Origin of the sequence: Halopseudomonas sp. Lyrl_26 (genome assembly GCF_051948695.1) — a bacterium.
Lineage (GTDB): Bacteria > Pseudomonadota > Gammaproteobacteria > Pseudomonadales > Pseudomonadaceae > Halopseudomonas > Halopseudomonas formosensis.
This window is the reverse complement of record NZ_JAYJLH010000004.1, coordinates 71,872-95,690: the sequence shown is the minus strand read 5'-3', so window position 1 is coordinate 95,690 and position 23,819 is coordinate 71,872. Positions and strand designations below refer to the sequence as shown.

The window sequence follows — 23,819 nt, the reverse complement described above, 5'->3', positions numbered from 1 at the left end:
CGTGTCCGCCAGCGAACAGCCGATCATCGTCAAGCGGGTCAGCCGCCGGGCCGGCGGCCACCACGGTGGCTCCTGGAAGATCGCCTTTGCCGACTTTGCCATTGCCATGATGGCGTTCTTTCTGGTGATGTGGCTGGTCACAGTGGCGACGCCTGAACAGCTGAAGATGGTGTCCCAGTACTTCAAGGATCCGATCAATTTCGACGGGGGCAGCCCGCGTCCGATCGACCTGGGCGGCTCGCCGACCCCGGCCCCCCAGCGCACCCTCAACGAACTGACGGTGGACAGCGAACCGCGTCCGGAGATGCCGGCGCCGGAGGCCGAGCAGGCGCCGGATATAGTGGAGCTGCGCGAGCTGGACCTGCTGCTGCAGGAGCTGCAGAACAAGATCGAAACCGAACCGGTGCTGCAGCGGTTCCGCGAACAGATCCTCATGGAGTTCACCATGGAAGGGTTGCGCATCCAGATCGTCGATGCCGAGAACCGGCCGATGTTCGCCAGTGGCAGTCCTGATCTGCAGCCCTATTTCGAGGACATACTGCTGGCGCTGAGCGACACCATTGCGAAGTCGCCGAAGAAGATCAGCATCAGCGGCCATACCGACGCCATGCCCTTCATCGGGCGACCTGACTACGGCAACTGGGAACTGTCCGCCCAGCGTGCCAACGCCGCGCGTCGCACCCTGGAGGTGGCGGGCTATCCGAAGGACCAGATAGCACGGGTGGTGGGCTATGCCGATTCGGCCCTGTTTGACGCGGGCAATCCGCTCAACCCGATCAACCGCCGGATCGACATCGTGGTGATGAACCGCCGGGCGGAGCAGGATCTGGTCCGCCAGACCGGCGTGCCGCCCGCTGCCGCGGTGGAGACCCCGGACTCCTCTTCGGTTCCGGCGCCGGAAGCTGCGCAGCCCGTCTCGGCTACAGCCAGCCAGCCCGCACCGCCGCCCGCAGAGCCCCGTACCTCGCGCAACCTGTTCGAGGCGGACAATCCGCTGCGCCAGCTGCGTCCCTGAGTGCGCTGGCCGGCAGTGTCCGGCCCTGCGCTTCAATCCTCCGTCAGGCTGCCCCGGATGTGCCGGTAACTTTCCATGCGACCTGCGGAGATGGCGCCGCTGGCCACCGCATCGAGCAGGGCGCAGCCGGGTTCATGGACATGCTGACAGTCCCGGAAGCGACAGTGGCCGAGGAAGGGACGGAACTCGATAAAGCCTTCCAGCAGGTCCGCATGGCTGATGTGGGTCAGGCCGAACTCGCGTATGCCGGGGGAGTCGATCAGGTCCCCGCCTGCGGGGAAGTGGAACAGCCGGGCGGTGGTAGTGGTATGGGTTCCCTTGCCGGTCATCTCGGACAGGGCGCCGACGCGCAGATCGGCATCAGGCAGCAGGGCATTGATCAGCGAGGACTTGCCCACGCCGGATTGGCCGACGAACACGTTGACGTGCCCGCGCAGCTCCTCGCGCAATTGATCCAGACCGTTGCCCGAGTCCGCCGACAGGCACAGGGTGCGATAGCCGAGGGCGGCGTAGTCATCCAGCCAGCCGCGGATCTGCGCATGCTCCGGCTGCGCCAGCAGGTCGGCCTTGTTCAGTACCAGCAGGGGCTCGAGCCCGGCCTGTTCGGCGGCCACCAGGTAGCGGTCGATCAGGTTGCGGTGCGGCTGGGGCAGGGGAGCGAAGACGATGACCAGACGGTCGACATTGGCCGCCACCGGCTTGAGCTGGCCCCGATGGTCCGGGCGGTAGAGTTCCGTGCGGCGGGGCTGCAGGGCAACGATCACGCCGCTCTGCTGGTTGTCCGCGCGCCAGACCACGCGGTCACCCGTCACCAGGGCCGGCAGATTGGCGCGCCGGTGGCAGCGGCGCACCTGACCTCGGTCCTCACCCTCCAGTACCTCGACGTCCACCTGGACACCGAAATGGGCGATCACCAGCCCCTCCTGTTCCGGGCCCAGGTCGCCCCCGAGCAGGGTTTCCTCGGCCCGCTCGGCCCGGCGGCTGGCGCGGGCGCTGCGTTCTTCCTGGATTTTCTCGATGCGCCACTTCTGACGCCGGGTAAGGTTTCGCTTGGCCATGGTCGTTTCTTGGGATAATCCGCCGCAGTGTAGCACGGGCAGCGTATACTGATGCGCTACCTTCACTGCGCAGGAGCCGCCATGAAACACCCCGACAATCTGATCTGGATTGACCTGGAGATGACCGGGCTGGATCCGGACAAGGACGTCATCATCGAGATCGCCACCGTGGTCACCGACTCCCAGCTCAACGTACTGGCCGAGGGTCCGGTGCTGGCGGTCAAACAGCCCGACGAACTGCTCGATGGCATGGATGAGTGGAATACCCGTCAGCACAACCAGTCCGGACTGGTGAAAAGGGTCCGTGAAAGCCGCGTCGATGCCGCCGAGGCCGAGCGCCAGACCCTGGCGTTCCTGCAGCAGTGGGTGCCCGCCGGCCGCTCGCCCATGTGTGGCAACAGCATCTGCCAGGACCGGCGCTTCCTCTATCGGGGCATGCCCGAGCTGGAGCGTTTCTTCCACTACCGCAATCTGGATGTGTCAACCCTCAAGGAACTGGCCGCACGCTGGGCCCCGGCGGTGCGCGATGGCTTCCAGAAGGAAAGCAGCCATCTGGCGCTGGATGATATCCGTGACTCCATCGCCGAGCTGCGCCATTACCGCGAGCATTTCATCAAGGTCTGATCAGTCGGCATCTGGCTTCTGCGCTGGCCCTTCGCACCCGGGGCGGGTGCTCCTACGGTTTGAGGTGGGTTTGGCCCTTTTGCAGGGGTACCGCTGGATCGCCCGTTGCGAAACACCCGGGGCGGGTGCTCCTACGGCTTGAGGCGGGTTTGGCCCTTTTGCAGGGGTACCGCTGGATCGCCCGTTGCGAAACACCCGGGGCGGGTGCTCCTACGGCCTGAGGTGGGTTTGGCCCTTTTGCAGGGGTACCGCTGGATCGCCCGTTGCGAAACACCCGGGGCGGGTGCTCCTACGGCCTGAGGTGGGTTTGGCCTTTTTGCGGGGGTACCGCTGGATCCGCCCGTTGCGAACCGGGCGGGCACGGAATTCGTTCCGGGCTGATTCCCCTTCGCACCCGGGCGGTCCGGCGATCCGGCGGGTGCTCCTACGGGCAGGCGTTGGTGGTTTTGTAGGAGCACCCGCCCCGGGTGCGAACCGATGCTACGGGAACCTATTGTGAGGCCGGTCCCCCGGCGAAGGGTCTACCCGGCAGCCGCGCCCTCTCCGTCAGGGCTGATGCCATGCTGCGCCAATGCCCATATCACATGCTCGCGCACCAGTTCCGAGGGGTGCGCCAGTCGGCTGCGCAGGGCCTCTATCACCGGGATGCTGGTGCGGGCGTTGCCCAGGCCCACCGCCAGGTTGCGCAACCAGCGTTCGTGGCCGATGCGGCGGATAGGTGAGCCTTCGGTGTTTCTCAGAAACTCTTCTTCGTCCCAACGGAACAGACTGACCAGGTCGGTCTGGTCGAGCTGATGCCGGGGGCTGAAGTCGGGCTCCCGGGCAGGGTTGGCAAACTTGTTCCACGGACACACCAGCTGGCAATCGTCACAGCCGAACACCCGGTTGCCCATGGGCGCGCGCAGCTCCTCGGGGATGGCACCCTTGAGCTCGATGGTCAGGTAGGAGATGCAGCGCCGGGCATCCAGCACCTGCGGGCCGACGAAGGCGTCAGTGGGACAGCGACTCAGACAGGCGCTGCAGCTGCCGCAGTGGTGCTGATCGAAGGGCGCATCCACCGGCAGGGGAAGGTCGGTGTACAGCTCGCCGAGAAAGAAGTAACTGCCTGCCCGCGGATTGATCAGCAGGGTGTTCTTGCCGATCCAGCCCAGGCCCGCGCGGCTGGCCAGCGCTCGCTCCATGACCGGGGCGCTGTCGACGAAGGCGCGGTAGCCGAAGGGGCCGATCAGCGCCTGGATGCGTTCGGCCAGTTGCTGCAGTCGGCGGCGCATCAGCTTGTGGTAATCACGGCCCAGGGCGTAGCGTGACACATAGGCACTGTCTGGGTCGGCCAGCCGTTGGACCATGCGGGTGTCCCCCGGCAGGTAGTCCATGCGCACCGAGATCACTCGACAGGTGCCGGGTACCAGCTCGGCGGGACGGGTGCGCTTGGTGCCATGGCTGGCCATCCACTCCATCTCGCCATGATAGCCGGCCTCCAGCCACCGCTGCAGATGCTGCTCATGCTCGCCGATATCGGCATCGGTGATGCCCAGCTGCTGGAACCCGAGTTCGCTGGCGATGCTGCGTATGCGGTCGGCCAGGGCGGCATGGTCGTGGCTGGGGGAGGACATGGATTAGAGTACCTGCTTGACTGAACGTATAATTCTGCCAGACATCCATCAGGTTGACATGCCCATGCATCCCGAACTGCCCCGACTGCTGTACAGCGCCGCCGCGACCCGTGAGCTGGATGCGCGGATCATTGCCGCCGGTACCCCGGGATTCGAACTGATGCGCCGCGCCGCCGTGGCGGTATGGCGGGAATTGCGCAGTCGCTGGCCGCAGGCGCGGCAACTGACGGTGCTGTGCGGGGGTGGCAACAATGCCGGTGACGGCTATCTGATCGCCCAGCTGGCGCATCTGGCAGGCTGGCGGGTCCGCGCTGTGGCTGTGAGTCCGCCCGAGCGCCTGGTTGGTGACGCAGCGCTGGCCCTGGCCGCAGCACGGGATGCCGGCGTGCTGATCGAGGCCTGGCCGGTCGCGCTGCCCGAAGACGGCGTGCTGGTGGACGCGCTGCTGGGCACCGGTCTGGATCGCCCGGTGGGCGAGCCCTTTGCCGGGGCGATTGCGGCGATCAACGGTTCCGGCCTGCCGGTGGTGGCGGTGGATCTGCCCAGCGGGCTGCAGGCCGACACCGGTGCGGTACTCGGCTGCGCCGTGCGCGCCGACCTGACGGTCACCTTCATCGCCGTCAAGCCGGGACTGCTGACCGGCCAGGGCCCGGATCAGGCAGGTCAGCTGCGTTTCGCGGCGCTGGTCGAGTCTACCGGGCAGGGCGTGAGGCCCATGCTGGAACGGCTGGAGCTGGGTCACCAGGCCGGTCTTGCGCCCCGACCACGGGCCGCCCACAAGGGCATGTTCGGGCATCTGCTGCTGATCGGCGGCAACCGGGGCATGGGCGGCGCCATACTGCTGGCGGCACAGGCCGCCCTGCGCGCCGGTGCCGGCAAGGTCAGTGTGGCGACCCGGGCCGAACATCTGGGAGCAATGCTGACCCGCTGCCCGGAAGTGATGGCGCATGGGGTGGCGGATCCGGCACAATTGGCGCCGTTACTGGACCAGGCCACCGCTGTAGTGGTAGGCCCGGGCCTGGGGCGCGACGACTGGGCACGTGGCTTGCTGGACAGCGCCCTCCAGCGGGGGCTGCCCTGCATTCTGGACGCCGATGCCCTCAATCTGCTTGCCGGCCAGTCCGTGATGCTGGGCGAAGCGACTGTCATCACGCCGCACCCCGCCGAAGCCGCCCGACTGCTGGGGATCAGCACCGCGCAGGTGCAAGCCGACAGGCCCTGGGCCGTCCGTGAGCTGGCGGAACGCTTCGGCTGTACCGCGGTCCTCAAGGGTGTGGGTTCGCTGGTGGCTGATGCTGCAGGTGAGCGGCTCCCCGGTCTGTGCAGCCATGGCAATCCGGGTATGGCCACCGCCGGTATGGGCGATGTGCTGTCCGGGCTGGTGGGGGCACTGCTGGCGCAGCGCATGGCAGCGCCGGAGGCAGCCCGTCTGGCAGTGCTGGTCCATGCCCTGGCCGGGGACCGGGCCGCCCGCGAACAGGGCGAGCTGGGCATCCTGGCCAGTGACCTTGTCGAACACATACGTTATTACCTGAACCTGCGGAATTGTAGATGAGCCTGGAAGTGCATGTACTGGGTGATCAGGCCATGGAGGGCCTGGGAGCGGAGATCGGCCGAGCGCTGGAGTGGCGCGGCAGCATCTGGCTGAGCGGAGATCTGGGCGCCGGCAAGACCACGCTCAGCCGCGGCCTTATCCGTGCGGCGGGGCACACCGGCGCGGTGAAGAGTCCGACCTTCACCCTGGTCGAGCCCTACGAACTGGGGGAGCGGCAGATCTACCACTTCGATCTTTACCGCCTGGCCGATCCCGAGGAGTTGGAGTTTCTGGGCATTCGTGACTATTTTTCCGACAACAGCCTCTGTCTAGTAGAATGGCCGGAAAAGGGGGATGGCGTTCTGCCGGTGCCGGATCTGTGTATCCGCATCCGGGTAGAGGGCGCCGGCCGTATCTTGCAGATTGACGGACAGGGACCGCGCGGCCAGGCTGCATGTCAGCGGCTGCATAGCTCAAGAGGCACGACAACGCCGTGACGATCAGAACGACAATAAGGTATGCCGCCGCTCTGCTGGTAGCCGCCAGCATGCTGTTCTGCGGTCTGGCGCAGGCGGCTCAGATCAATAATGTGCGGCTCTGGCGGGCACCGGACAACACCCGGCTGGTGTTCGACCTGAGCGGGCCCGCCGACCATACGCTGTTCACTCTCGCCAGCCCCGAGCGGATCGTCATCGATATCAGTGGCGCCACCTTCAACGCCTCGACCAGTAACCTGGCGCTGGACAATACGCCGCTGACCGGCCTGCGCTCGGCGCCCCGGGATGGCTCCGACCTGCGCGTGGTGCTGGACCTGTCACGCCAGGTGACCGCCAAGAGTTTCTCGCTGCCACCCAACCAGCAGTATGGCCATCGTCTGGTGATCGACCTCTACGATCAGGAGCCGGCCCCTTCGCTGCCGCCGCGCGCCGAGCCCAGCGCCTCACCCCTGCCGCAGACGCCGACCCGATCGGTGACCGAGGCCGGGCAGCGCGATGTGATCATTGCTCTGGACGCCGGTCACGGCGGTGAGGACCCCGGTGCCATCGGTCACAACAAGGCGCTGGAAAAGGACGTGGTGCTGGCAATCGCCCGGGAGCTCAAGAGCCTGATCGATGCCGAGCCCGGGTTCAGGGCCGTGCTGGTGCGTACCGGTGACTACTTCATTCCATTGCGCCGGCGTACCGAGATTGCCCGCCGGCACAATGCCGATCTGCTGGTCTCCATCCACGCCGATGCCTTTACCCGGCCCAGTGCCTTCGGCGCGTCGGTGTTCGCCCTGTCTGACCGGGGGGCGACCTCGGAAACTGCACGCCTGCTGGCGGACCGGGAGAACCGTTCCGACCTGATCGGCGGCGTGGGCGGGGTCAGCCTGGACAACAAGGATCAGGTACTGGCCAGCGTGCTGCTCGACCTGTCGATGACCGCGACGCTGTCGGCCAGCCTGGACGTGGGCCAGCAGGTACTCAGCTCCATCGGCCAGGTCACTCCCTTGCACAAGCGCAGGGTCGAACAGGCCGGTTTCATGGTGCTCAAGTCGCCGGACATCCCGTCAATCCTGGTCGAGACCGGATTCATCTCCAACCCGGGTGAAGCGCAGAAACTGGTGACCCGCAGTCACCAGCAGGCTCTGGCGCGGGCCATGCTCGGCGGGATCCGCGGCTACTTCCACCGCAACCCGCCGCCGGGCACCCGACTGGCCGCGCTCAAGAGCAATGGCCAGCTGGCCCAGGTGGATCGCGAGTACACGGTGCGCAGGGGTGATACCCTGTCGCTGATTGCCAATCGGCACGATGTCAGCCTGGCCAGCCTGCGCCAGGCCAATGGGCTGCGCAACGATCAGATTCGAGTGGGGCAGGTACTCAAGGTACCGGCCTCCAGCATGTTGGTGAAAAATGACCCCTGATGCGGTCATGGGGTTGAAGATGTCCCGAATACATTTGTTGACGCCGCGGCTGGCCAACCAGATTGCCGCCGGCGAAGTGGTGGAGCGGCCGGCCTCGGTCATCAAGGAGCTGCTGGAGAACAGTCTTGATGCCGGTGCCACTCGCGTCGATATCGATGTCGAGCAGGGCGGAGTAAAGTTGCTGCGGGTGCGCGATGATGGACGCGGCATCGCCCATGAGGACCTGCCGCTGGCCCTGTCGCGCCATGCCACCAGCAAGATCACCGACCTGGATGATCTGGAGCGGGTGGCCACCCTGGGCTTTCGCGGCGAGGCGCTGGCCTCGATCAGCTCGGTATCGCGCCTGCTGCTGACCTCCTGTGCCGAGAATGCCGATCAGGCCTGGCAGGTCGAGACCGAGGGGCGCGACATGAACCCCCGGGTTCAGCCGGCTGCCCACCCGCAGGGCACCACGGTCGAAGTGCGCGACCTGTTCTTCAACACGCCGGCACGGCGCAAGTTTCTGCGTACCGAGAAAACCGAGTTCGGCCACCTCGAGGAGGTGGTCAAGCGCTTGGCATTGTCGCGCTTCGATGTGGCCTTCAATCTGCGTCACAACGGCCGTACCGTACTCAGCCTGCGACCGGCACATACCGAGCAGGAAGCCCGGCGCCGGGTGGCCAGCATCTGCGGTCCCGCCTTCGTCGAGCAATCGGTGACCATCGACCAGGAGCGCGGCGGTCTGAGGCTCTGGGGCTGGGTGGGGCTGCCGACCTTTTCCCGCAGTCAGGCGGATCTGCAGTATTTCTGCGTCAATGGCCGGATGATCCGTGACAAGCTGGTCGCCCATGCGGTGCGCCAGGCCTACCGGGACGTGCTGTTCAACGGCCGGCACCCGACTTTCGTACTCTTTCTCGAGCTGGACCCGGCGGTGGTGGATGTCAACGTGCACCCGACCAAGCACGAGGTGCGCTTCCGTGACGGCCGCATGGTGCATGATTTCCTGTTCAGCACCCTGTACCGGGCGCTGGCGGACCAGCGTCCCGACGGCCAGGCGCCCGGTGATGCCGGTTCGCTCGCCGGGGCGGAGGCGCTGCAGTCAACCGGTCCGGTGAATACCGTCAGCGGCATAGACGCCGGCGTGTTCTCCGGTCAGACCCGCATGCCGCTGCACGAGCCTGCCGCCGGCTGGTCGGTGCCGCCGGTCATCCGTCCGGAACCCGGGCAGCTGGCCGCCGCCGCCCGTTCCTATGCCGATCTGTACGGTGAGCCGGCGGCCCCGTCCATGCCGATGGCCGAAGTCGAAGCCGGCGAGGTGCCGCCACTGGGCTACGCCATTGCCCAGCTGCATGGCATTTACATCCTGGCGGAGAATGCCGAGGGTCTGGTGGTGGTCGACATGCATGCCGCCCATGAGCGCATCACCTACGAGCGCCTGAAGCAGGCCATGGACCTGGAAGGCCTGCGCAGCCAGCCGCTGCTGGTGCCTGAAACCCTGGCGGTGAGTCAGCGCCAGGCCGACTGCGCCGAAGAACACGCCCAGTGGTTTGCCCGGCTCGGCTTCGCCCTGCAGCGCATGGGGCCCGAAACACTGGCGATCCGCGAGATTCCGGCGCTGCTGCGCCAGGCCGATGCCGCCCAGCTGGTGCTGGACGTGATCGCCGACCTGATGGAATACGGTACCAGCGACCGGATCGAAGCGCACCGCAACGAGCTGCTGGCGACCATGGCCTGCCACGGCTCGGTCCGCGCCAATCGCCGGCTGACGCTGGCGGAAATGAATGCGCTGCTGAGGGACATGGAACAGACCGAGCGCAGCGGCCAGTGCAATCACGGGCGTCCGACCTGGACGCGCATGAGCATGGCCGAGCTGGACAAGCTGTTCCTGCGGGGGCGCTAGATGACTTCCCCTGCTTCGCCTACGGTGATCTGCCTGATGGGGCCGACCGCCGCCGGCAAGACCGACCTGGCCCTGCATCTGGCCGAGCATCTGCCCTGTGAACTGATCAGCGTCGATTCGGCGCTGGTCTATCGGGGCATGGACATAGGCACAGCCAAGCCCGACGCGGCCACCCTGGCTCGCTACCCCCACCACCTGGTGGACATCCTCGATCCGGCCGAGGCCTATTCGGCGGCGCGTTTCCGTGTCGATGCCCAGGCGCTGATCACGGACATCCTCGAGCGCGGGCGCATCCCGCTGCTGGTCGGCGGTACCATGCTGTACTTCAAGGCTCTGGCCGGGGGGCTGGCGCAGATGCCCGCGGCCGATCCGCAGGTGCGTCAGCGCATCGAGGCTATGGCGGCCGCCGCAGGCTGGGAGGCCGTGCACGGGGAGCTGGCGAAGGTCGATCCGCAGGCGGCGCAGCGCATCCATCCCAATGACCCGCAGCGCATCCAGCGGGCCTATGAGGTGTTTCTGCTGACCGGCGTGCCGCTCAGCGAATGGCATCGTCGCCAGGCGCTGGAAAATGCCGAAAGCAGCGCGACTGGCAGGCCGAATATGTCCTATACTACGCGCTATGTGGCTGTGGCTCCGCGTGAGCGGCATATTCTCCACGAACGCATTGCCCTGCGCTTCCAGCAGATGATGGAGCAGGGGTTCCTTGCCGAGGTGGAAGCCCTGCATGCGCGGGGGGATCTGGATGTGTCGATGCCGTCGATCAGGGCTGTGGGGTACCGGCAGGCCTGGGACTATCTCGAGGGGAGACTCTCGCTGGAGGAGATGGTCGAGCGCGGGGTAATTGCCACCCGGCAGTTGGCGAAGCGCCAGTTCACCTGGCTGCGCGGTTGGCATGAGGAAATCGAATGGTTCGACAGCCTGGATCCGAAAAGATCAGACAAGCTCTTGAAACATCTCAGGACAATCGCCATATAGCTTATCCCGTTCTGTCGGCAGGTTTCGGGCTGTCCGTCTCTGGCGGACCGGCCAGATGATTTTTTGTTTCGAAAACAGTTTCTCTACTAGTTTCCATAAGGAGTGAGTAATGTCAAAAGGGCATTCCCTACAAGACCCTTACCTGAACGTCCTGCGCAAGGAACGTGTTCCGGTATCCATCTATCTGGTCAACGGCATCAAGCTGCAGGGGCAGATCGAATCCTTCGACCAGTTCGTCATCCTGCTGAAGAACACCGTCAGCCAGATGGTCTACAAGCATGCCATTTCCACCGTGGTTCCGGGCCGTCCGGTGCGTCTGCCGGTTCAGGGTGGTGATGACGCCGAGGCTAACCCTTGAGCCTGAAGGTGGCCTGATTGTTCTTTGAGCGCCATGAAGGGGGTGAGCGGGCAGTACTCGTTCATCTCGAGAGCCAGGACGAGCAGAGCCGTGAGGACCCTCACGAGTTTCTCGAACTGGTAAGGTCTGCGGGCGCCGAGGTGGTCGACTTCATGACCATCACCCGCTATCAGCCCAGCCCGCGTTTCCTGATCGGCAGCGGCAAGGTGGACGATCTGCGTGCGCTGGTCAAGGCGGGTGAGGGTGACCTGGTCATCTTCAATCATGTTCTTACCCCCAGCCAGGAGCGCAACCTGGAGCGCGAACTGGAGTGCCGGGTGATCGACCGTACCGGTCTGATTCTGGATATCTTCGCCCAGCGCGCCCGTACCCACGAGGGCAAGCTGCAGGTCGAGCTGGCCCAGCTCGATCATCTGAGTACCCGTCTGGTCCGCGGCTGGACCCACCTTGAGCGGCAGAAGGGTGGTATCGGCCTGCGTGGTCCGGGGGAAACCCAGCTGGAAACCGACCGCCGGCTGCTGCGGGTGCGCATCAAGCAGATCACCAAGCGTCTGGAGAAGGTCCGCAGTCAGCGTGATCAGGCCCGGCGTGCACGGCGGCGGGCGGAAATCCCTGTGGTCTCCCTGGTCGGCTACACCAACGCCGGCAAATCCACCCTGTTCAACCGGCTGACCGAGGCAGCGGTGTACGCTGCCGATCAGCTGTTCGCGACCCTGGATCCGACCCTGCGCCGCATCGAGCTGGCCGATATAGGCCCTGTCGTGCTGGCCGATACAGTAGGCTTCATCCGCCATCTGCCGCACAAACTGGTGGAGGCCTTCCGTGCCACGCTGGAGGAATCCAGTCAGGCCGATCTGCTGTTGCATGTGATCGACTCCGCCGACCCCGAGCGGACCTCCAATATCGAACAGGTGCATCTGGTGCTGGGCGAGATCGGCGCTCTTGAGCTGCCGATTCTCGAGGTCTACAACAAGATCGACCTGCTTGAGGACTTCGAGCCCCAGATACAGCGCGACGAGCAGGGAGTGGCGGTACGTGTCTGGCTCTCCGCACGGGACGGGAAGGGGCTGGACCTGCTGGCGCAGGCGATTGCCGAGCGGCTGGGCGAGGACATAGTGCAGCAGAGCATACTGCTCGAGCACGCTGAAGCCCGACTGCGCGCGCAATTCTATGCCGCCGGCGCGGTCACAGCTGAACGTGTGACCGAGGATGGCCGGCAACAGCTGGACCTGCGCCTGCCCCGGGCGGACTTCAACCGCCTGGTCAAGCGCGAGGGCTGGCAGCCCGACGCCTTCCTCGAGCAACATACTTTGCAATAATGGATGCTGGCTGCGGTTCGCGAAGCGGCCGGTATTTGCTGTAGGATGCGCGAATGATTGTGTCGGCCGGCGGGCTGACCGGAGCGGTTTCACGGTTTTTGACAACGGAGAACGCTATGGCGTGGAATGAGCCTGGTGGCGGTAACAATTCGAACAACCAGGATCCCTGGGGCGGCGGTAACCGTGGCGGCGGTGACAACCGCGGCGGCAAACAGGGGCCGCCGGACCTGGACGAGGCCCTGCGCAAGCTGCAGGACAGCCTGAACGGCATTTTCGGCAACAAGAAGAGCGGGGGCTCCGGCGGCAATGGCCGGCGCGTCGGTGGTGGACAGGGTATTCCCCGTGGAGTCTGGATCATCGGCGGGGTTCTGCTGTTCGTGTTCTGGCTGTTCAACGCCATCTACATGGTCGATGAGCAGGAGCAGGCGGTCATTCTGCGCCTGGGTGAATACAATCGCACCGTGGAATCGGGCCTGCATGTGTATTTCCCGCCCTTCGAGAAGAAGTTCCAGCGTAACGTCACCGCTATCCGTTCCTACCGTCAACAGGGTCAGATGCTGACCGAGGACGAGAACATCGTCGAAGTACCGCTGGCGGTGCAGTATCGCATCTCCAATCTGGAGAACTTCGTGCTCAAGGTAGAGGATCCGGAAACCAGCCTGCGCCATGCCACCGAGAGTGCCCTGCGCCACGTTGTGGGTTCGACCCCCATGCACCAGGTGCTGACCGAAGGGCGTGAGCAGATGGGTGTGGAAACCACCGAGCGTCTGCAGCGCTATCTGGATGCCTACGAGACCGGGATCACTGTGGTTCAGGTGAACATCGAGAGCGCCCAGGCGCCGGCGGAGGTGCAGGATGCCTTCGATGACGTGATCCGTGCCCGGGAGGACGAGGTTCGTGAGCGCAACCTGGCCGAATCCTATGCCAACAGCGTCATTCCGGAAGCCCGCGGTCAGGCCCAGCGTCTGCTGGAAGAAGCGAACGGCTATCGCCAGGCGGTAGTGGCTCGGGCCCAGGGTGAGGCCGAACGCTTCAACCTGCTGGTCGGTGAATACCGTCAGGCACCGGAGGTCATGCGCGAGCGTCTGTACATCGAGACCCTGCAGGATGTATTGAGCAATACCAGCAAGATCATGGTATCGGGCGAGGGCAACAGCAATCTGCTGTACCTGCCGATCGACAAGCTGATGCAACAGGGCGGCAGCACCGGAACCTCGTCCTCCGGCAGCCAGTCGGCCGGCACCGCCACCGGGGCGGACGCCAGCAACCGCATACCGGTTCAACTGCAGCAGCGTGATCTGCGTTCAAGGGAGGCTCGCTGATGAGTAACAAATCGATTTTCGGAGTGATCGTCGCGCTGGTGGTGATCGTTGTCGGCTGGAACAGCTTCTACATCGTCTCCGAGACTCAGCGTGGGCTGGTGCTGCAGTTCGGTAAGGTGGTGCGTGATGATGTGCCCTCCGGTCTGCATTTCAAGCTGCCCTTTGTGCAGGAGGCCAAGCTGTTCGATGCCCGCCTGCTGACCCTGGACACGGCTACCCAGCGTTACCTGACCCTGGAGAAGAAGGCGCTGATGGTGGATTCCTTCGCCAAGTGGCGCATCATCAATGTCCAGCGCTACTACACCGCTACCTCCGGCATGCGCTCCATCGCTGAGGAGCGTCTGTCCCGGCAGCTGGAGTCAGGTCTGCGCAACGAGGTGGCTCGCCGCACCCTGCACGAGGTCGTGGCGGGCGAGCGTGACCAGCTGATGGCGGACATCACCGCCGACCTCAACCGGGTTGCCAGTCGCGAGATGGGCATCGAGGTGCTGGACGTGCGGGTCAAGGCCATCGATCTGCCACGGGAAGTCAACCGCAGCGTGTTCGAGCGCATGAGCTCGGAGCGTGAGCGTGAGGCACGTGAACACCGCGCCAAGGGCCGCGAGCTGGCTGAAGGTATCCGCGCCGACGCCGACCGTCAGCAGCGGGTGATCCTGGCCGAGGCCTTCCGCGAAGCCGAGGAGATCCGCGGTCAGGGTGATGCCGAGGCGGCATCCATCTACGCGGCGGCGTACAACAAGGATCCGGAGTTCTACTCCTTCTACCGCAGCCTGCAGGCTTATCGGGAAAGCTTCTCCAGCAAGTCCGACGTGCTGGTGCTGGATCCGGACAGCGAGTTCTTCCGGTTCTTCCAGGGGGCGCAGCGGCCCTGATCGGAAACTGGCCACACTTGTCCGCCGGGCAGGTGTGGCCACCTCAAAACATGCTACAATCGCGCAGCCGGGCCCTCCCGGCTTTTTTGTGACCGGTGGTTCCGGGATAGAGGTATGAGCCGATGTGGCAGAGTCTGGCGACGGCGCTGTGTCTGGTGCTGGTGATCGAAGGTCTGATGCCGTTTCTTGCCCCCGCGACCTGGAAGCGCATGCTGGCAGCTGTGAGCCTCATGGGAGAGCGTCAGCTGCGTGTGGCCGGCCTGTTGTGCATGCTGACGGGTACGGCCTGTCTGTACCTGATCCGCTAACGAAATTAAGGTTCTGATGATGCCTACTGTTGATCGCTGGCTCTTGCCTGACGGGATCGAGGAAGTGCTGCCCGAGGAGGCGGCGCGTACCGAAGCCGCCCGCCGGCAACTGCTTGATCTGTTTTCCCGCTGGGGCTATGACCTGGTCATTACCCCGCATATCGAATATCTGGAATCCCTCCTGACCGGCTCCGGTCATGATCTCGACCTGCAGACCTTCAAGATGACTGACCGTCTGTCCGGTCGCATGCTGGGCTTGCGCGCAGACATCACGCCCCAGGTGGCGCGTATCGACGCCCATACCCTCGGTGCCGAAGGCCCCAGTCGTCTATGCTATTGCGGCAGTGTCCTGCACACGCTGCCGCGACCGTTGTCCACCTCGCGCAGCCTGATTCAGCTGGGTGCTGAACTCTACGGCGACGCCTCCAGCGCCAGCGACATCGAAGTCATCTCGCTGATGCTGGAAACCCTCGCAGCCAGCCGGGTGCAGAATGTGCATCTGGATCTGGGTCATGTCGGCATCTACCGTGGTCTGGTGCAGGCCGCCGAGCTGGACGAGGCTACCGAGCGGGCGCTGTTCGATGCACTGCAGCGCAAGGCCGGGGATGAAGTGCGTGAGCTGACCTCGCACATCACCCAGCCGGAGCTGGCTGCCATGCTCAGTGGTCTGGTGGACCTGTCCGGGGATGCGCAGGTGCTGGAGCGCGCCCATGTCCTGCTCAAGGGTGCACCGGAGAGCATCATGGTCGCCCTGGATGAGCTGTCGGAGATTGCCCGTGTACTGGGGCGGCGCTATCCGCAGGTGCCGCTGTATTTCGACCTGGCCGAGCTGCGTGGCTATCACTACCACACCGGGGTGACCTTTGCGGCCTTCATACCGGGAACCGGCCAGAGCATCGCCCAGGGTGGCCGGTACGACGAGATCGGCCGGGACTTCGGTCGGGCGCGCCCGGCGACGGGTTTTTCCACCGACCTGCGCCTGCTGGTGGCATGCGGTGAGATTCAGGCAGATGGCCGCCGCGATCGCGGCATCTGGGCACCCCATGGCGAGCAGCCGGGGTTGCAGGAGAAGGTGGCAGAGCTGCGGCAGGCGGGCGAGCGGGTGATCGCGGCGCTGCCGGGGCAGGTGGATGCCGATGCAGCGCAACTGGGATGTGATCGCATACTGCGTTTTGCAAACGACGGCTGGCAGGTTGACGAACTGCAAGTTTGATTTTCTGGCCCCCGGGCCGATTCATATTGAGTGAGGCAAGAGCTGAACATGGGTAAGAATGTTGTCATCCTGGGCACCCAGTGGGGTGATGAGGGCAAGGGCAAGATCGTCGATCTGCTGACCGATCAGGTATCCGCCGTCGTGCGCTATCAGGGCGGTCACAACGCCGGCCACACCCTGGTGATCGATGGCGAGAAGACAGTGCTGCACCTGATCCCCTCGGGCATCCTGCGCGAGAATGTCATGTGCTACATCGGCAACGGTGTGGTGCTGTCCCCGGAAGCGCTGATCAAGGAAGTGGGCGGGCTGGAAGCCCGTGGCGTGCCGGTACGCGACCGCCTGCGCATCAGCCCCGCCTGTCCGCTGATCCTGCCCTACCACGTGGCGCTGGATCAGGCCCGCGAGAACGCCCGCGGCGAAGCCAAGATCGGCACCACCGGTCGTGGTATCGGTCCGGCCTATGAGGACAAGGTATCCCGCCGCGGCCTGCGCGTCGGTGACCTGTTCCATCGCGAGCGCTTTGCCGCCAAGCTCGGCGAGGTACTGGATTACCACAACTTCGTGCTGAAGAACTATTACAAGGTCGAGCCGATCGACTTCCAGAAGACCCTGGAAGAGGCGCTGGCCTTTGCCGACTGGCTGAAGCCCCTGGTAATCGACGTGACTGCCCGTTTGCACGAGCTGCGCCGCGAGGGTGCCAACATCATGTTCGAGGGTGCCCAGGGCACGCTGCTGGACATCGACCACGGTACCTATCCCTACGTCACCAGCTCCAACACTACCGCCGGCGGTACCTCCACCGGTTCCGGTGTCGGCCCGCTGTACCTGGATTACGTGCTGGGTATCACCAAGGCCTACACCACCCGCGTCGGCTCCGGTCCTTTCCCCACCGAGCTGTTCGACGATATCGGCGAGCGCCTGGCTACCCGCGGCCACGAGTTCGGCTCCACCACCGGACGTGCGCGCCGCTGCGGCTGGTTCGATGCGGTGATCCTGCGTCGGGCGATCGAGATCAACAGTATCAGCGGTCTGTGCCTGACCAAGCTGGATGTACTCGACGGTCTGGATTCGATCCGCATCTGCGTGGGCTACCGCGACGACGAGGGCAACCTGATCGAAGCCCCCAGCGATGCCGACAGCTACACCGGACTGGAGCCGGTCTACGAGGAAATGCCCGGCTGGAGCGAATCCACCCTGGGCATCCAGACCGTCGAAGGGCTGCCGGCTGCTGCGCAGGCCTACATCAAGCGGATCGAGGAGCTGGTGGGCGCCCCCATCGACATCATTTCCACCGGTCCCGACCGCAACGAGACCATCATCCTGCGGCAGATCTTCTGACCCGCATCTGAACCACCGGGACAGGCATGGAAGTGCCTGTCCCGGTGGTTCAAGAATGGGGTGCTCAGGTCCCGAACACTGAAAACCTCGCCGCCCGCTTTTCCCTGAACGCGGCAATCCCCTCGGCAGCCTCCGCGCCACCCAGCGCAATCGCCATCAACTGCGTCTCACGCTCCAACTGCCGCTCGAACGCCTCACGGTCTGGCCCATCCAGCAACTCCAGAATCGCCGCCTGCGACTCACTCGGCCCCTCGGCCAATTGCTGTCCCAGTTCCAGTGCCACCTGCGGGGCAGTGCCGGACTCGACCAGTTGGTTGATCACACCCACTGCGGCGAAACGCTCAATCGGCAACCGCCCGTCGAACAGGGCGACTTCCGCCACCATCGGGCACCAGCCCCGCCTTGACGTAGGCCATCGAAATATAGCTACCCTGCGCCGCCACGATCAGATCGGAGGCAAACGCCAGGGAAGCCCCCGCGCACGGTGAACAAGCATCTGGATCAGGTGTTTCGCAAGCTCGGCGTGGAGAACCGTACGGCGGCCGCCGCCGCTGCGATCAGGTGTCTGGCTCGATTCTGAGTCTGAGGCGCCGCTTCCACTGTCCAAATCGGTCACGCAAAACGATCTTTCCGAACATTGATCGCCAAACCTGCCGCTCTACTATGGATGACATTCAGATGATCGCTTGCCCCGGCCTCCGGGGGCGTCATCCAATGCGGTAACTCCATCGCCGTTCGACGACGTACTGCCTCCCGTATCCGAGGCAGCAGGGACGCGTGCATCTGAAAAACAGGCCCACAAGGCCGTTGAAAAACAAGAACAAGACAAGAAGGAAGTACATCTATGCAATCGGTGAACGTGTACGAGCTTACCGGCAAGTCGAAATTCAACCGTTTCCACGGACTCATTCTGTTCTGGTGTGTGCTCATATTGATAATCGACGGCTACGATCTGGCCGTGGTAGGAGCGGCGTTGCCCGCGATAATGGATGATATGGGCGTCGATGCCACCAGCGCCGGCATCATGGCCGGCTCGGCGCTGTTCGGCACCATGTTGGGTGCCATGTTCCTCGGTACCTTGGCTGACCGCATAGGCCGGCCGAAGATGATCGCGATCTGTGTCGCGCTGTTCAGCCTGTTCACTGCGGCGTCGGGGCTGACCAGCGACCCGGTCAGCTTCAGTGTCACGCGCTTTATCGCCGGTCTCGGCATTGGTGGGGTGCTGCCCGTGATGACCGCGCAGATGAGTGAATTCTCGCCAGCCAAGTTGCGTGCCCGGCTGGTGACCCTGGTGTTTGCCGGTTATTCGGTGGGCGGCATCCTGGTGGCCCTGACCGGCAAGCAACTGATCGAAAGCCATGGCTGGCAGTCGGTGTTCTATATGGCCGGCCTGCCGGTGCTGCTGATCCCCTTCATCCTCAAGAGCATGCCCGAGTCGATGACCTTCCTGCTCAAGAAAGGCCGTCAGCAGGAGTTGCGGACGATTGTGCAGAAGATCGAACCGCAACTGGCCTTGAGCCAGCAAACCGTATTCGTCGGGCTGGATGCAACAGCGACCAGGCAGGATACGCCGGTGCGCAATCTGTTCCGCGAAGGCCGCGGCTTCAGCACTGTGATGATCTGGACCGCCTTCATGACCGGCCTGTTCATGGTGTATGCCCTCAACTCCTGGCTGACCAAGCTGATGGCCATGGCCGGTTTCAGCCTCGGCTCGGCGCTGAACTTCGTGATCGTGTTCAACATCGGTGCCATCGTCGGTGCGGTCGGCGGCGGCTGGCTCAGCGACCGGCTGAATATCAAGCACGTGCTGGTGGTGTTCTACCTGATCGGCGCCGTGGCCCTGACCGCGCTGGGCTTTACTCGCTCCACCGGGCTGCTGTTCCTGATGGTGTTCATCGTCGGTGCCTCGACCCTGGGCACCCAGTTGCTGGCCTATGCCTATGCCGGCGACTTCTATCCGCTGTCGATTCGCTCGACCGGGGTCGGTTTCGCCTCCGGGGTAGGGCGCATCGGCGCGATAGTGGCGCCGATCCTGATCGGCTGGCTGGTCTCGCTGAGCCTGCCGCTGGAGCAGAACTTCATGGCCATCGCCGTGGCCGGGGTGTTTGGCGCCATAGCGGTGACCCTGGTCAACCAGTCGCGCGCCGATTCCACCCAGGTCCGGGAAGCGGCAGCGCTGAACAACTGAACGCACAGACCTTTCAAACAACAAAAATGGTATCGGTAACATGTTCAAGAACACAATCAAGCTGCTGCTGGCCTGCGCTGTGACAGCAACAGCGCCCGTTGCACTGGCAGACTTCCTCGGTGATGCCAAGGCGAGCCTCGAGCTGCGCAACTTCTACTACAATCGGGATTTGCGCAACGAGGGTGCCGCCCAGTCCAAGCGGGACGAGTGGGGCCAGGGCTTCATACTCAACCTGCAGTCGGGGTTCACCGAAGGCCGCATCGGCTTCGGTGTCGACGCGCTCGGCATGCTCGGGGTCAAGCTGGACTCGAGCCCCGATCGCACCGGATCGGGTATTCTCGCGCATGACTCCGAGCGCAATGTAGCGGATGAATATGGCAAGGTGACGCTGACCGCCAAGGCGCGGGCCGGGCAAAGCGAGCTGCGGATCGGTGGTCTGCATCCGACCTTGCCGATGCTGTGGAGCAACAACAGTCGCCTGTTGCCGCAGATCTTCCGTGGCGGCATGCTGGTCTCCAACGACCTGGAGCCGCTGCGCATCAGCCTGCTGCGGGTGAACGCGGTCAAGCAGCGTAACTCGACGGACTTCGAGTCGCTGACGGCCTTCGGCTATGCGCCGGTCAGTGCCGATCATTACGACTATCTGGCGCTGGATTACCAGGCGCTGCCTGGTCTGTCGCTCAGCTATCACCTGGCTGACCTGGATGACCTGTATCGCTCCCATTTCCTTGGCCTGAAGCTCGACCAGCCACTCGGGCCGGGCAGCCTGATATCGGATATCCGTTACTTCGACGCCCGTGACAGCGGGGCGGAAAAGCTCGGCGAGGTGGATAACCGTACCCTGAGCAGCTGGCTCGCCTACCGCGTGGCTGGCCATACCCTGGGGGGTGGCTACCAGAAGGCCTGGGGCAGTACCCCCTTCGCCTTCGTCAATGGTTCCGATACCTATCTGTTCGGCGAGTCGCTGGTCAGTACCTTCACGGCGCCGAAGGAACGGGTCTGGTTCCTGCGCTACGATTTCGACTTCGCCGCGGCGGGACTGGATGGCCTCACCCTTGGGGTCAAGTATGTGAAGGGTGATGAGGTCGATCCGACACTGCTGAGCACCGCGCAGGCCGCCGAGTTGCGTGCGCAAGGTCGTGAAGGCAAGGAATGGGAGCGGGTCACCGATATTGGTTACACTGTGCAGAGTGGACCGTTCAAGGCATTGTCGCTGCAGTGGCGCAACTCGACGAACCGTTCGACCTATGCCGACAGCGCCAATGAGAACCGCCTTATCGTTCGTTATGTCTTTGATTTATAAACGCAAAGGGAAATTCCCTGTATAGCCGGATGGCTAATGGCGGCCAACGCCGCCCTGCGTTACACTCCGTGCTCAATGGATTGGTCCGACCAGTTGCAATCCCGCAGTTTTGCAGCGTAGCAGAGCAGGGGGAGGCGCTATGGCGATAATGCACAAAGACACGATCTCGGCTTGCCTTCTGAAGGAAGCCCTGCGGGGCTTCACCCGTCCCGGGCTGGACGCTGGAGCCCTGCTGGACAGCCTCGGCTTTCCCGGCGTGCCGCTGGATGAGCCGGGCCAGCGGGTGCCGGTCGAGCTGTACAGTGTGGTCTGGCTGCGCCTGGCCGCTACCTATGACGATGAGTTCTTCGCCATGGACCCGCGCCCGCTGCGGCTCGGCAGTTTCAACTTCCTGTGTCGCACCGGGATCAACCAGCCGACGGTGGAGCAGGCGCTGATCCATACCCTCAACTTCCTCGGCCTGATGCTCGGCAACTTCAAGGGCCGCCTGGCCCGGAGCCGGAGCCTGGCGGAAATCGTTCTGCAGGAGGGCACGCAGCCGCCGCAGCGGCCCTTTGCCTATTTCACCTACTGGATGATCGTGCATGGGCTGGCCTGCTGGCTGGCCGGCCGGCGCATCCCACTGCTGGCGGTCGAGTTGCGTTGCCAGGAGCCGGGTTACGTCGACGATTACCGGGTGATGTTTTCCGACAACCTGCGCTTCGGCCAGGCCTCCACCCGGGTCATTTTCGCCGCCGAGGCGCTGGACCTGCCGGTCCGGCGCAGCAAGGACGAACTGCGCTGCTTCCTCAGCCACGCCCCGGCCAATATCCTGGTGCGCTACCGGGATGCCAACAGCCTGGCCAGCCAGGTCAAGAACGCCCTGCGCGCGCTGCCGGCGATCGACTGGCCAACCAGCGATGCGCTGGCGCAATCGCTGTGCATGTCGCCGTCGACCCTGCGTCGCCGACTGGCAGCCGAAGGGGTCCAGTACCAGGCGATCAAGGACAGCCTGCGCGAGGAGCAGGCTACCCGCTGGCTGGCCGATCCGGCGATCAGCTATGCGGATATCGCCGAACGGCTCGGCTTTGCCGATGTCAGCTCGTTCTACAAGGCCTTCCGCAAATGGACCGGTACCAACCCCGGCCACTACCGTCAGCTGATCCTTGGCGACGATTGAGCGGGCCGGGATCCGCCGATGATGTGCCAGCCCGGGTCCCTCAGGCCGAATCATGGCTGAAATCCTCCTCCCAGAACTCCAGCTCGCCACGGGAACCGGGCGCACGGGCCTGTTCCTGTGCCTGCAGCTCCAACCGGCGGATCTTGCCCGAAATGGTTTTCGGCAGGTCACTGAACTCGATTCGCCGCACACGTTTGTAGGGCGCCAGTTGCTGACGAGCGAACTCGATGATGTGGCGGGCCAGCTCCGGGCTCGGGGTATGGCCCTGGCGCAGGATGACGAATGCCTTGTGTTCGATCAGCACGCTTTCCAGTTTGAAGGGGCTGATGCGATAACCCGAGGATTCGAAGACGTCATCGCTGCGGCCGATATAGGTGAAGTACCCGGCCTCGCCCCGGACGGCGACATCGCCGGTACGGTAGTAGCCGCCCAGCGCTTTGTCGCAGGGCGACGTAATGGCACGCCGCAGTTGGGCGAGGGCCGTTTGGATGCCGAGGCCTGGGGCATCGGTGAGGATGGCAAGACGCCTTACCGGGTGATGCGGGTCCCAACCCCGAACGCCCGATGATGGCCAACAACCTCGGCAACCTGAAAGTGCTGGCGACAGTTGAGCAGAGTGGCCAGGTCGTGACCGGTGAAGGCCAGATGATTGTCGGCGTTCAGCGCTGGGTGATACCGCCGATCCCATGAGGTCGGGCGGCTCCGATGTAAACGGAATCAACAGACTCAGCGAGGTGGTCCCATGGGTATCAAACTGAATATTGTCGAGCACAACCTGCAGCAGCTGCAGATCGATGCCGACTGGAGGCCGGCCAGACCGAGACCCTGAAGAAAGTCGGCAGCATCACCCTGCCGGGTGAGGATATGTCGACCACCACGCCACAGATTTTCATCCGGTGATGCCTGGCCGCTCCGTCATCCGGAGCGGCATCCCTATCCGATAACAACAGTGTCCAAAACAGTCAGGCAGGTTGAAACAAACGGCCATTGCCCGGCCCGGCGGCCGGATACCAGAATGGTTGCATAACAATCTGACGGGCCGTGCGCTGGCCCGAGCCAGGAGCTTTCATGCAGCTGAACGACAACACTTTCATGATCACCGGTGGTGCCTCGGGCCTGGGCGCGGCGGCCGCTGCCATGCTGATCGAGGCCGGGGCCAGGGTGGCGCTGGTCGATCTCAATGGTGATGCCCTGCAACAGCAGGTCGAGCAACTGGGCGATCGTGCCCGGGCCTATGTCGCCGATATTGCCGATGAACAGCAGGCCGCTGAAGCGGTAGCGGCGGCCCGGCGGGATGTCGGCAGTCTTCACGGGCTGGTCAACTGCGCCGGCATCGCTCCCGGGGAGAAGATCCTGGGTCGTAACGGTCCGCACGGTCTGGCCAGCTTCGACCGGGCGCTGCGCATCAACCTGCTCGGCAGCTTCAACATGCTGCGGCTGGTGGCCGAGGTGATGGCGGCAGGCGAGCCAAATGGGCAGGGCGAGCGCGGCGTGATCATCAATACCGCCTCGGTGGCCGCCTACGACGGGCAGATCGGCCAGGCCGCCTACGCCGCCTCCAAGGGCGGCGTGGTCAGCATGACCCTGCCGGCGGCACGCGAGATGGCGCGCCATGGCATCCGGGTGATGACCATAGCCCCCGGGATCTTCGAGACGCCGATGATGGCGGGCATGACTCAGGAGGTGCGTGACTCGCTGGCCCGGGATGTGCCTTTCCCGCCGCGCCTGGGCTTGCCGGCTGAATACGCGGCGCTGGTGCGCCATATCATCGAAAACCCCATGCTCAATGGCGAAGTGATCCGTCTGGATGGCGCGCTGCGCATGGCGGCGCGCTGAGG

The 23,819-nt window shown here is 64.4% G+C and carries 22 protein-coding genes and 2 pseudogenes; 20 read left to right on the top strand and 4 right to left on the bottom strand.

The window, feature by feature from the left end; translation table 11 throughout:
• The first annotated feature begins 1 nt into the window (after nucleotide 1).
• Nucleotides 2-1,015, top strand: a complete 1,014-nt coding sequence (gene motB, locus VF673_RS07350) for a flagellar motor protein MotB (RefSeq protein ID WP_440291445.1) — start codon at nucleotides 2-4, stop codon at nucleotides 1,013-1,015.
• Nucleotides 1,016-1,047: 32 nt separating this feature from the next.
• Here the strand turns inward: motB and rsgA are convergent, their stop codons facing one another.
• Nucleotides 1,048-2,073: a small ribosomal subunit biogenesis GTPase RsgA gene (rsgA, locus tag VF673_RS07345; RefSeq protein ID WP_440291444.1), complete on the bottom strand. Its 1,026-nt coding sequence runs from the start codon at nucleotides 2,071-2,073 to the stop codon at nucleotides 1,048-1,050.
• A gap of 81 nt (nucleotides 2,074-2,154) precedes the next feature.
• Here rsgA and orn point away from each other — a divergent pair, with 81 nt between their 5' ends.
• Nucleotides 2,155-2,697, top strand: a complete 543-nt coding sequence (gene orn / locus VF673_RS07340; RefSeq protein ID WP_090536467.1) for an oligoribonuclease — start codon at nucleotides 2,155-2,157, stop codon at nucleotides 2,695-2,697.
• 521 nt (nucleotides 2,698-3,218) lie between these two features.
• Here orn and queG read toward each other — a convergent pair.
• On the bottom strand, nucleotides 3,219-4,310 hold the full coding sequence (gene queG / locus VF673_RS07335; protein WP_440291443.1) for a tRNA epoxyqueuosine(34) reductase QueG: 1,092 nt from the start codon (nucleotides 4,308-4,310) through the stop codon (nucleotides 3,219-3,221).
• Nucleotides 4,311-4,374: 64 nt separating this feature from the next.
• Between queG and VF673_RS07330 the strand changes: the two genes are divergently transcribed.
• From VF673_RS07330 to VF673_RS07275, 12 genes are all read left to right on the top strand, one after another.
• Nucleotides 4,375-5,865 (top strand): NAD(P)H-hydrate dehydratase, encoded by a 1,491-nt coding sequence (locus tag VF673_RS07330; protein WP_440291572.1) that lies wholly within the window; start codon nucleotides 4,375-4,377, stop codon nucleotides 5,863-5,865.
• Nucleotides 5,862-6,341: a tRNA (adenosine(37)-N6)-threonylcarbamoyltransferase complex ATPase subunit type 1 TsaE gene (gene tsaE / locus VF673_RS07325; protein WP_440291442.1), complete on the top strand. Its 480-nt coding sequence runs from the start codon at nucleotides 5,862-5,864 to the stop codon at nucleotides 6,339-6,341. The genes VF673_RS07330 and tsaE overlap by 4 nt, the downstream gene beginning before the upstream one ends.
• A 50-nt stretch (nucleotides 6,342-6,391) precedes the next feature.
• A complete protein-coding gene (locus tag VF673_RS07320) occupies nucleotides 6,392-7,747 on the top strand; it encodes an N-acetylmuramoyl-L-alanine amidase (RefSeq protein ID WP_440291571.1) in 1,356 nt (451 codons plus the stop codon).
• A gap of 19 nt (nucleotides 7,748-7,766) precedes the next feature.
• Nucleotides 7,767-9,626 carry a DNA mismatch repair endonuclease MutL gene (gene mutL / locus VF673_RS07315; protein ID WP_440291441.1) on the top strand — a complete coding sequence of 620 codons (1,860 nt, stop codon included), beginning with the start codon at nucleotides 7,767-7,769 and terminating at the stop codon, nucleotides 9,624-9,626.
• Nucleotides 9,627-10,601, top strand: a complete 975-nt coding sequence (gene miaA / locus VF673_RS07310; protein ID WP_440291440.1) for a tRNA (adenosine(37)-N6)-dimethylallyltransferase MiaA — start codon at nucleotides 9,627-9,629, stop codon at nucleotides 10,599-10,601.
• A gap of 109 nt (nucleotides 10,602-10,710) precedes the next feature.
• On the top strand, nucleotides 10,711-10,959 hold the full coding sequence (hfq, locus tag VF673_RS07305) for an RNA chaperone Hfq (protein WP_440291439.1): 249 nt from the start codon (nucleotides 10,711-10,713) through the stop codon (nucleotides 10,957-10,959).
• Between the two features lie 17 nt (nucleotides 10,960-10,976).
• Nucleotides 10,977-12,278 carry a ribosome rescue GTPase HflX gene (gene hflX, locus VF673_RS07300; RefSeq protein ID WP_440291438.1) on the top strand — a complete coding sequence of 434 codons (1,302 nt, stop codon included), beginning with the start codon at nucleotides 10,977-10,979 and terminating at the stop codon, nucleotides 12,276-12,278.
• Between the two features lie 116 nt (nucleotides 12,279-12,394).
• Nucleotides 12,395-13,600: an FtsH protease activity modulator HflK gene (hflK, locus tag VF673_RS07295; protein WP_320331020.1), complete on the top strand. Its 1,206-nt coding sequence runs from the start codon at nucleotides 12,395-12,397 to the stop codon at nucleotides 13,598-13,600.
• Nucleotides 13,600-14,472, top strand: coding sequence for a protease modulator HflC (gene hflC, locus VF673_RS07290; protein WP_440291437.1), 873 nt, complete (start codon nucleotides 13,600-13,602; stop codon nucleotides 14,470-14,472). The genes hflK and hflC overlap by 1 nt, the downstream gene beginning before the upstream one ends.
• 122 nt (nucleotides 14,473-14,594) lie before the next feature.
• Nucleotides 14,595-14,780: a DUF2065 domain-containing protein gene (locus VF673_RS07285; protein WP_090536485.1), complete on the top strand. Its 186-nt coding sequence runs from the start codon at nucleotides 14,595-14,597 to the stop codon at nucleotides 14,778-14,780.
• 19 nt (nucleotides 14,781-14,799) lie between these two features.
• Nucleotides 14,800-15,993, top strand: a complete 1,194-nt coding sequence (locus tag VF673_RS07280) for an ATP phosphoribosyltransferase regulatory subunit (RefSeq protein WP_440291436.1) — start codon at nucleotides 14,800-14,802, stop codon at nucleotides 15,991-15,993.
• A 48-nt stretch (nucleotides 15,994-16,041) separates the two neighbouring features.
• Nucleotides 16,042-17,331 (top strand): adenylosuccinate synthase, encoded by a 1,290-nt coding sequence (locus VF673_RS07275; RefSeq protein ID WP_440291435.1) that lies wholly within the window; start codon nucleotides 16,042-16,044, stop codon nucleotides 17,329-17,331.
• A 64-nt stretch (nucleotides 17,332-17,395) separates the two neighbouring features.
• On the opposite strand, the gene VF673_RS07270 is transcribed toward VF673_RS07275, so the two are convergent.
• Complete coding sequence (locus VF673_RS07270) at nucleotides 17,396-17,716, bottom strand: enoyl-CoA hydratase-related protein (RefSeq protein WP_440291434.1); 321 nt, start codon at nucleotides 17,714-17,716, stop codon at nucleotides 17,396-17,398.
• A 90-nt stretch (nucleotides 17,717-17,806) separates the two neighbouring features.
• Here VF673_RS07270 and VF673_RS07265 point away from each other — a divergent pair.
• The 4 genes and pseudogenes from VF673_RS07265 to VF673_RS07250 all read left to right on the top strand — a co-directional run.
• A pseudogene (locus VF673_RS07265) lies at nucleotides 17,807-17,911 on the top strand (LuxR C-terminal-related transcriptional regulator); the annotation flags it as partial.
• Between the two features lie 264 nt (nucleotides 17,912-18,175).
• Nucleotides 18,176-19,519, top strand: coding sequence for an MFS transporter (locus VF673_RS07260; protein WP_273125563.1), 1,344 nt, complete (start codon nucleotides 18,176-18,178; stop codon nucleotides 19,517-19,519).
• 40 nt (nucleotides 19,520-19,559) lie between these two features.
• Entirely contained in the window at nucleotides 19,560-20,822 is a 1,263-nt protein-coding gene (locus VF673_RS07255) for an OprD family porin (protein ID WP_440291433.1), read from the top strand.
• A gap of 148 nt (nucleotides 20,823-20,970) precedes the next feature.
• A complete protein-coding gene (locus VF673_RS07250; protein WP_440291432.1) occupies nucleotides 20,971-21,981 on the top strand; it encodes an AraC family transcriptional regulator in 1,011 nt (336 codons plus the stop codon).
• A gap of 40 nt (nucleotides 21,982-22,021) precedes the next feature.
• On the opposite strand, the pseudogene VF673_RS07245 reads toward VF673_RS07250, so the two are convergent.
• Nucleotides 22,022-22,408 (bottom strand): annotated as a pseudogene (locus VF673_RS07245) (AMP-binding enzyme); the annotation flags it as partial.
• A gap of 137 nt (nucleotides 22,409-22,545) precedes the next feature.
• Between VF673_RS07245 and VF673_RS07240 the strand changes: the two are divergent.
• Complete coding sequence (locus tag VF673_RS07240) at nucleotides 22,546-22,671, top strand: hypothetical protein (RefSeq protein WP_440291431.1); 126 nt, start codon at nucleotides 22,546-22,548, stop codon at nucleotides 22,669-22,671.
• Between the two features lie 378 nt (nucleotides 22,672-23,049).
• Complete coding sequence (locus VF673_RS07235; RefSeq protein ID WP_440291430.1) at nucleotides 23,050-23,817, top strand: SDR family NAD(P)-dependent oxidoreductase; 768 nt, start codon at nucleotides 23,050-23,052, stop codon at nucleotides 23,815-23,817.
• The last annotated feature ends 2 nt before the right edge of the window (nucleotides 23,818-23,819 follow it).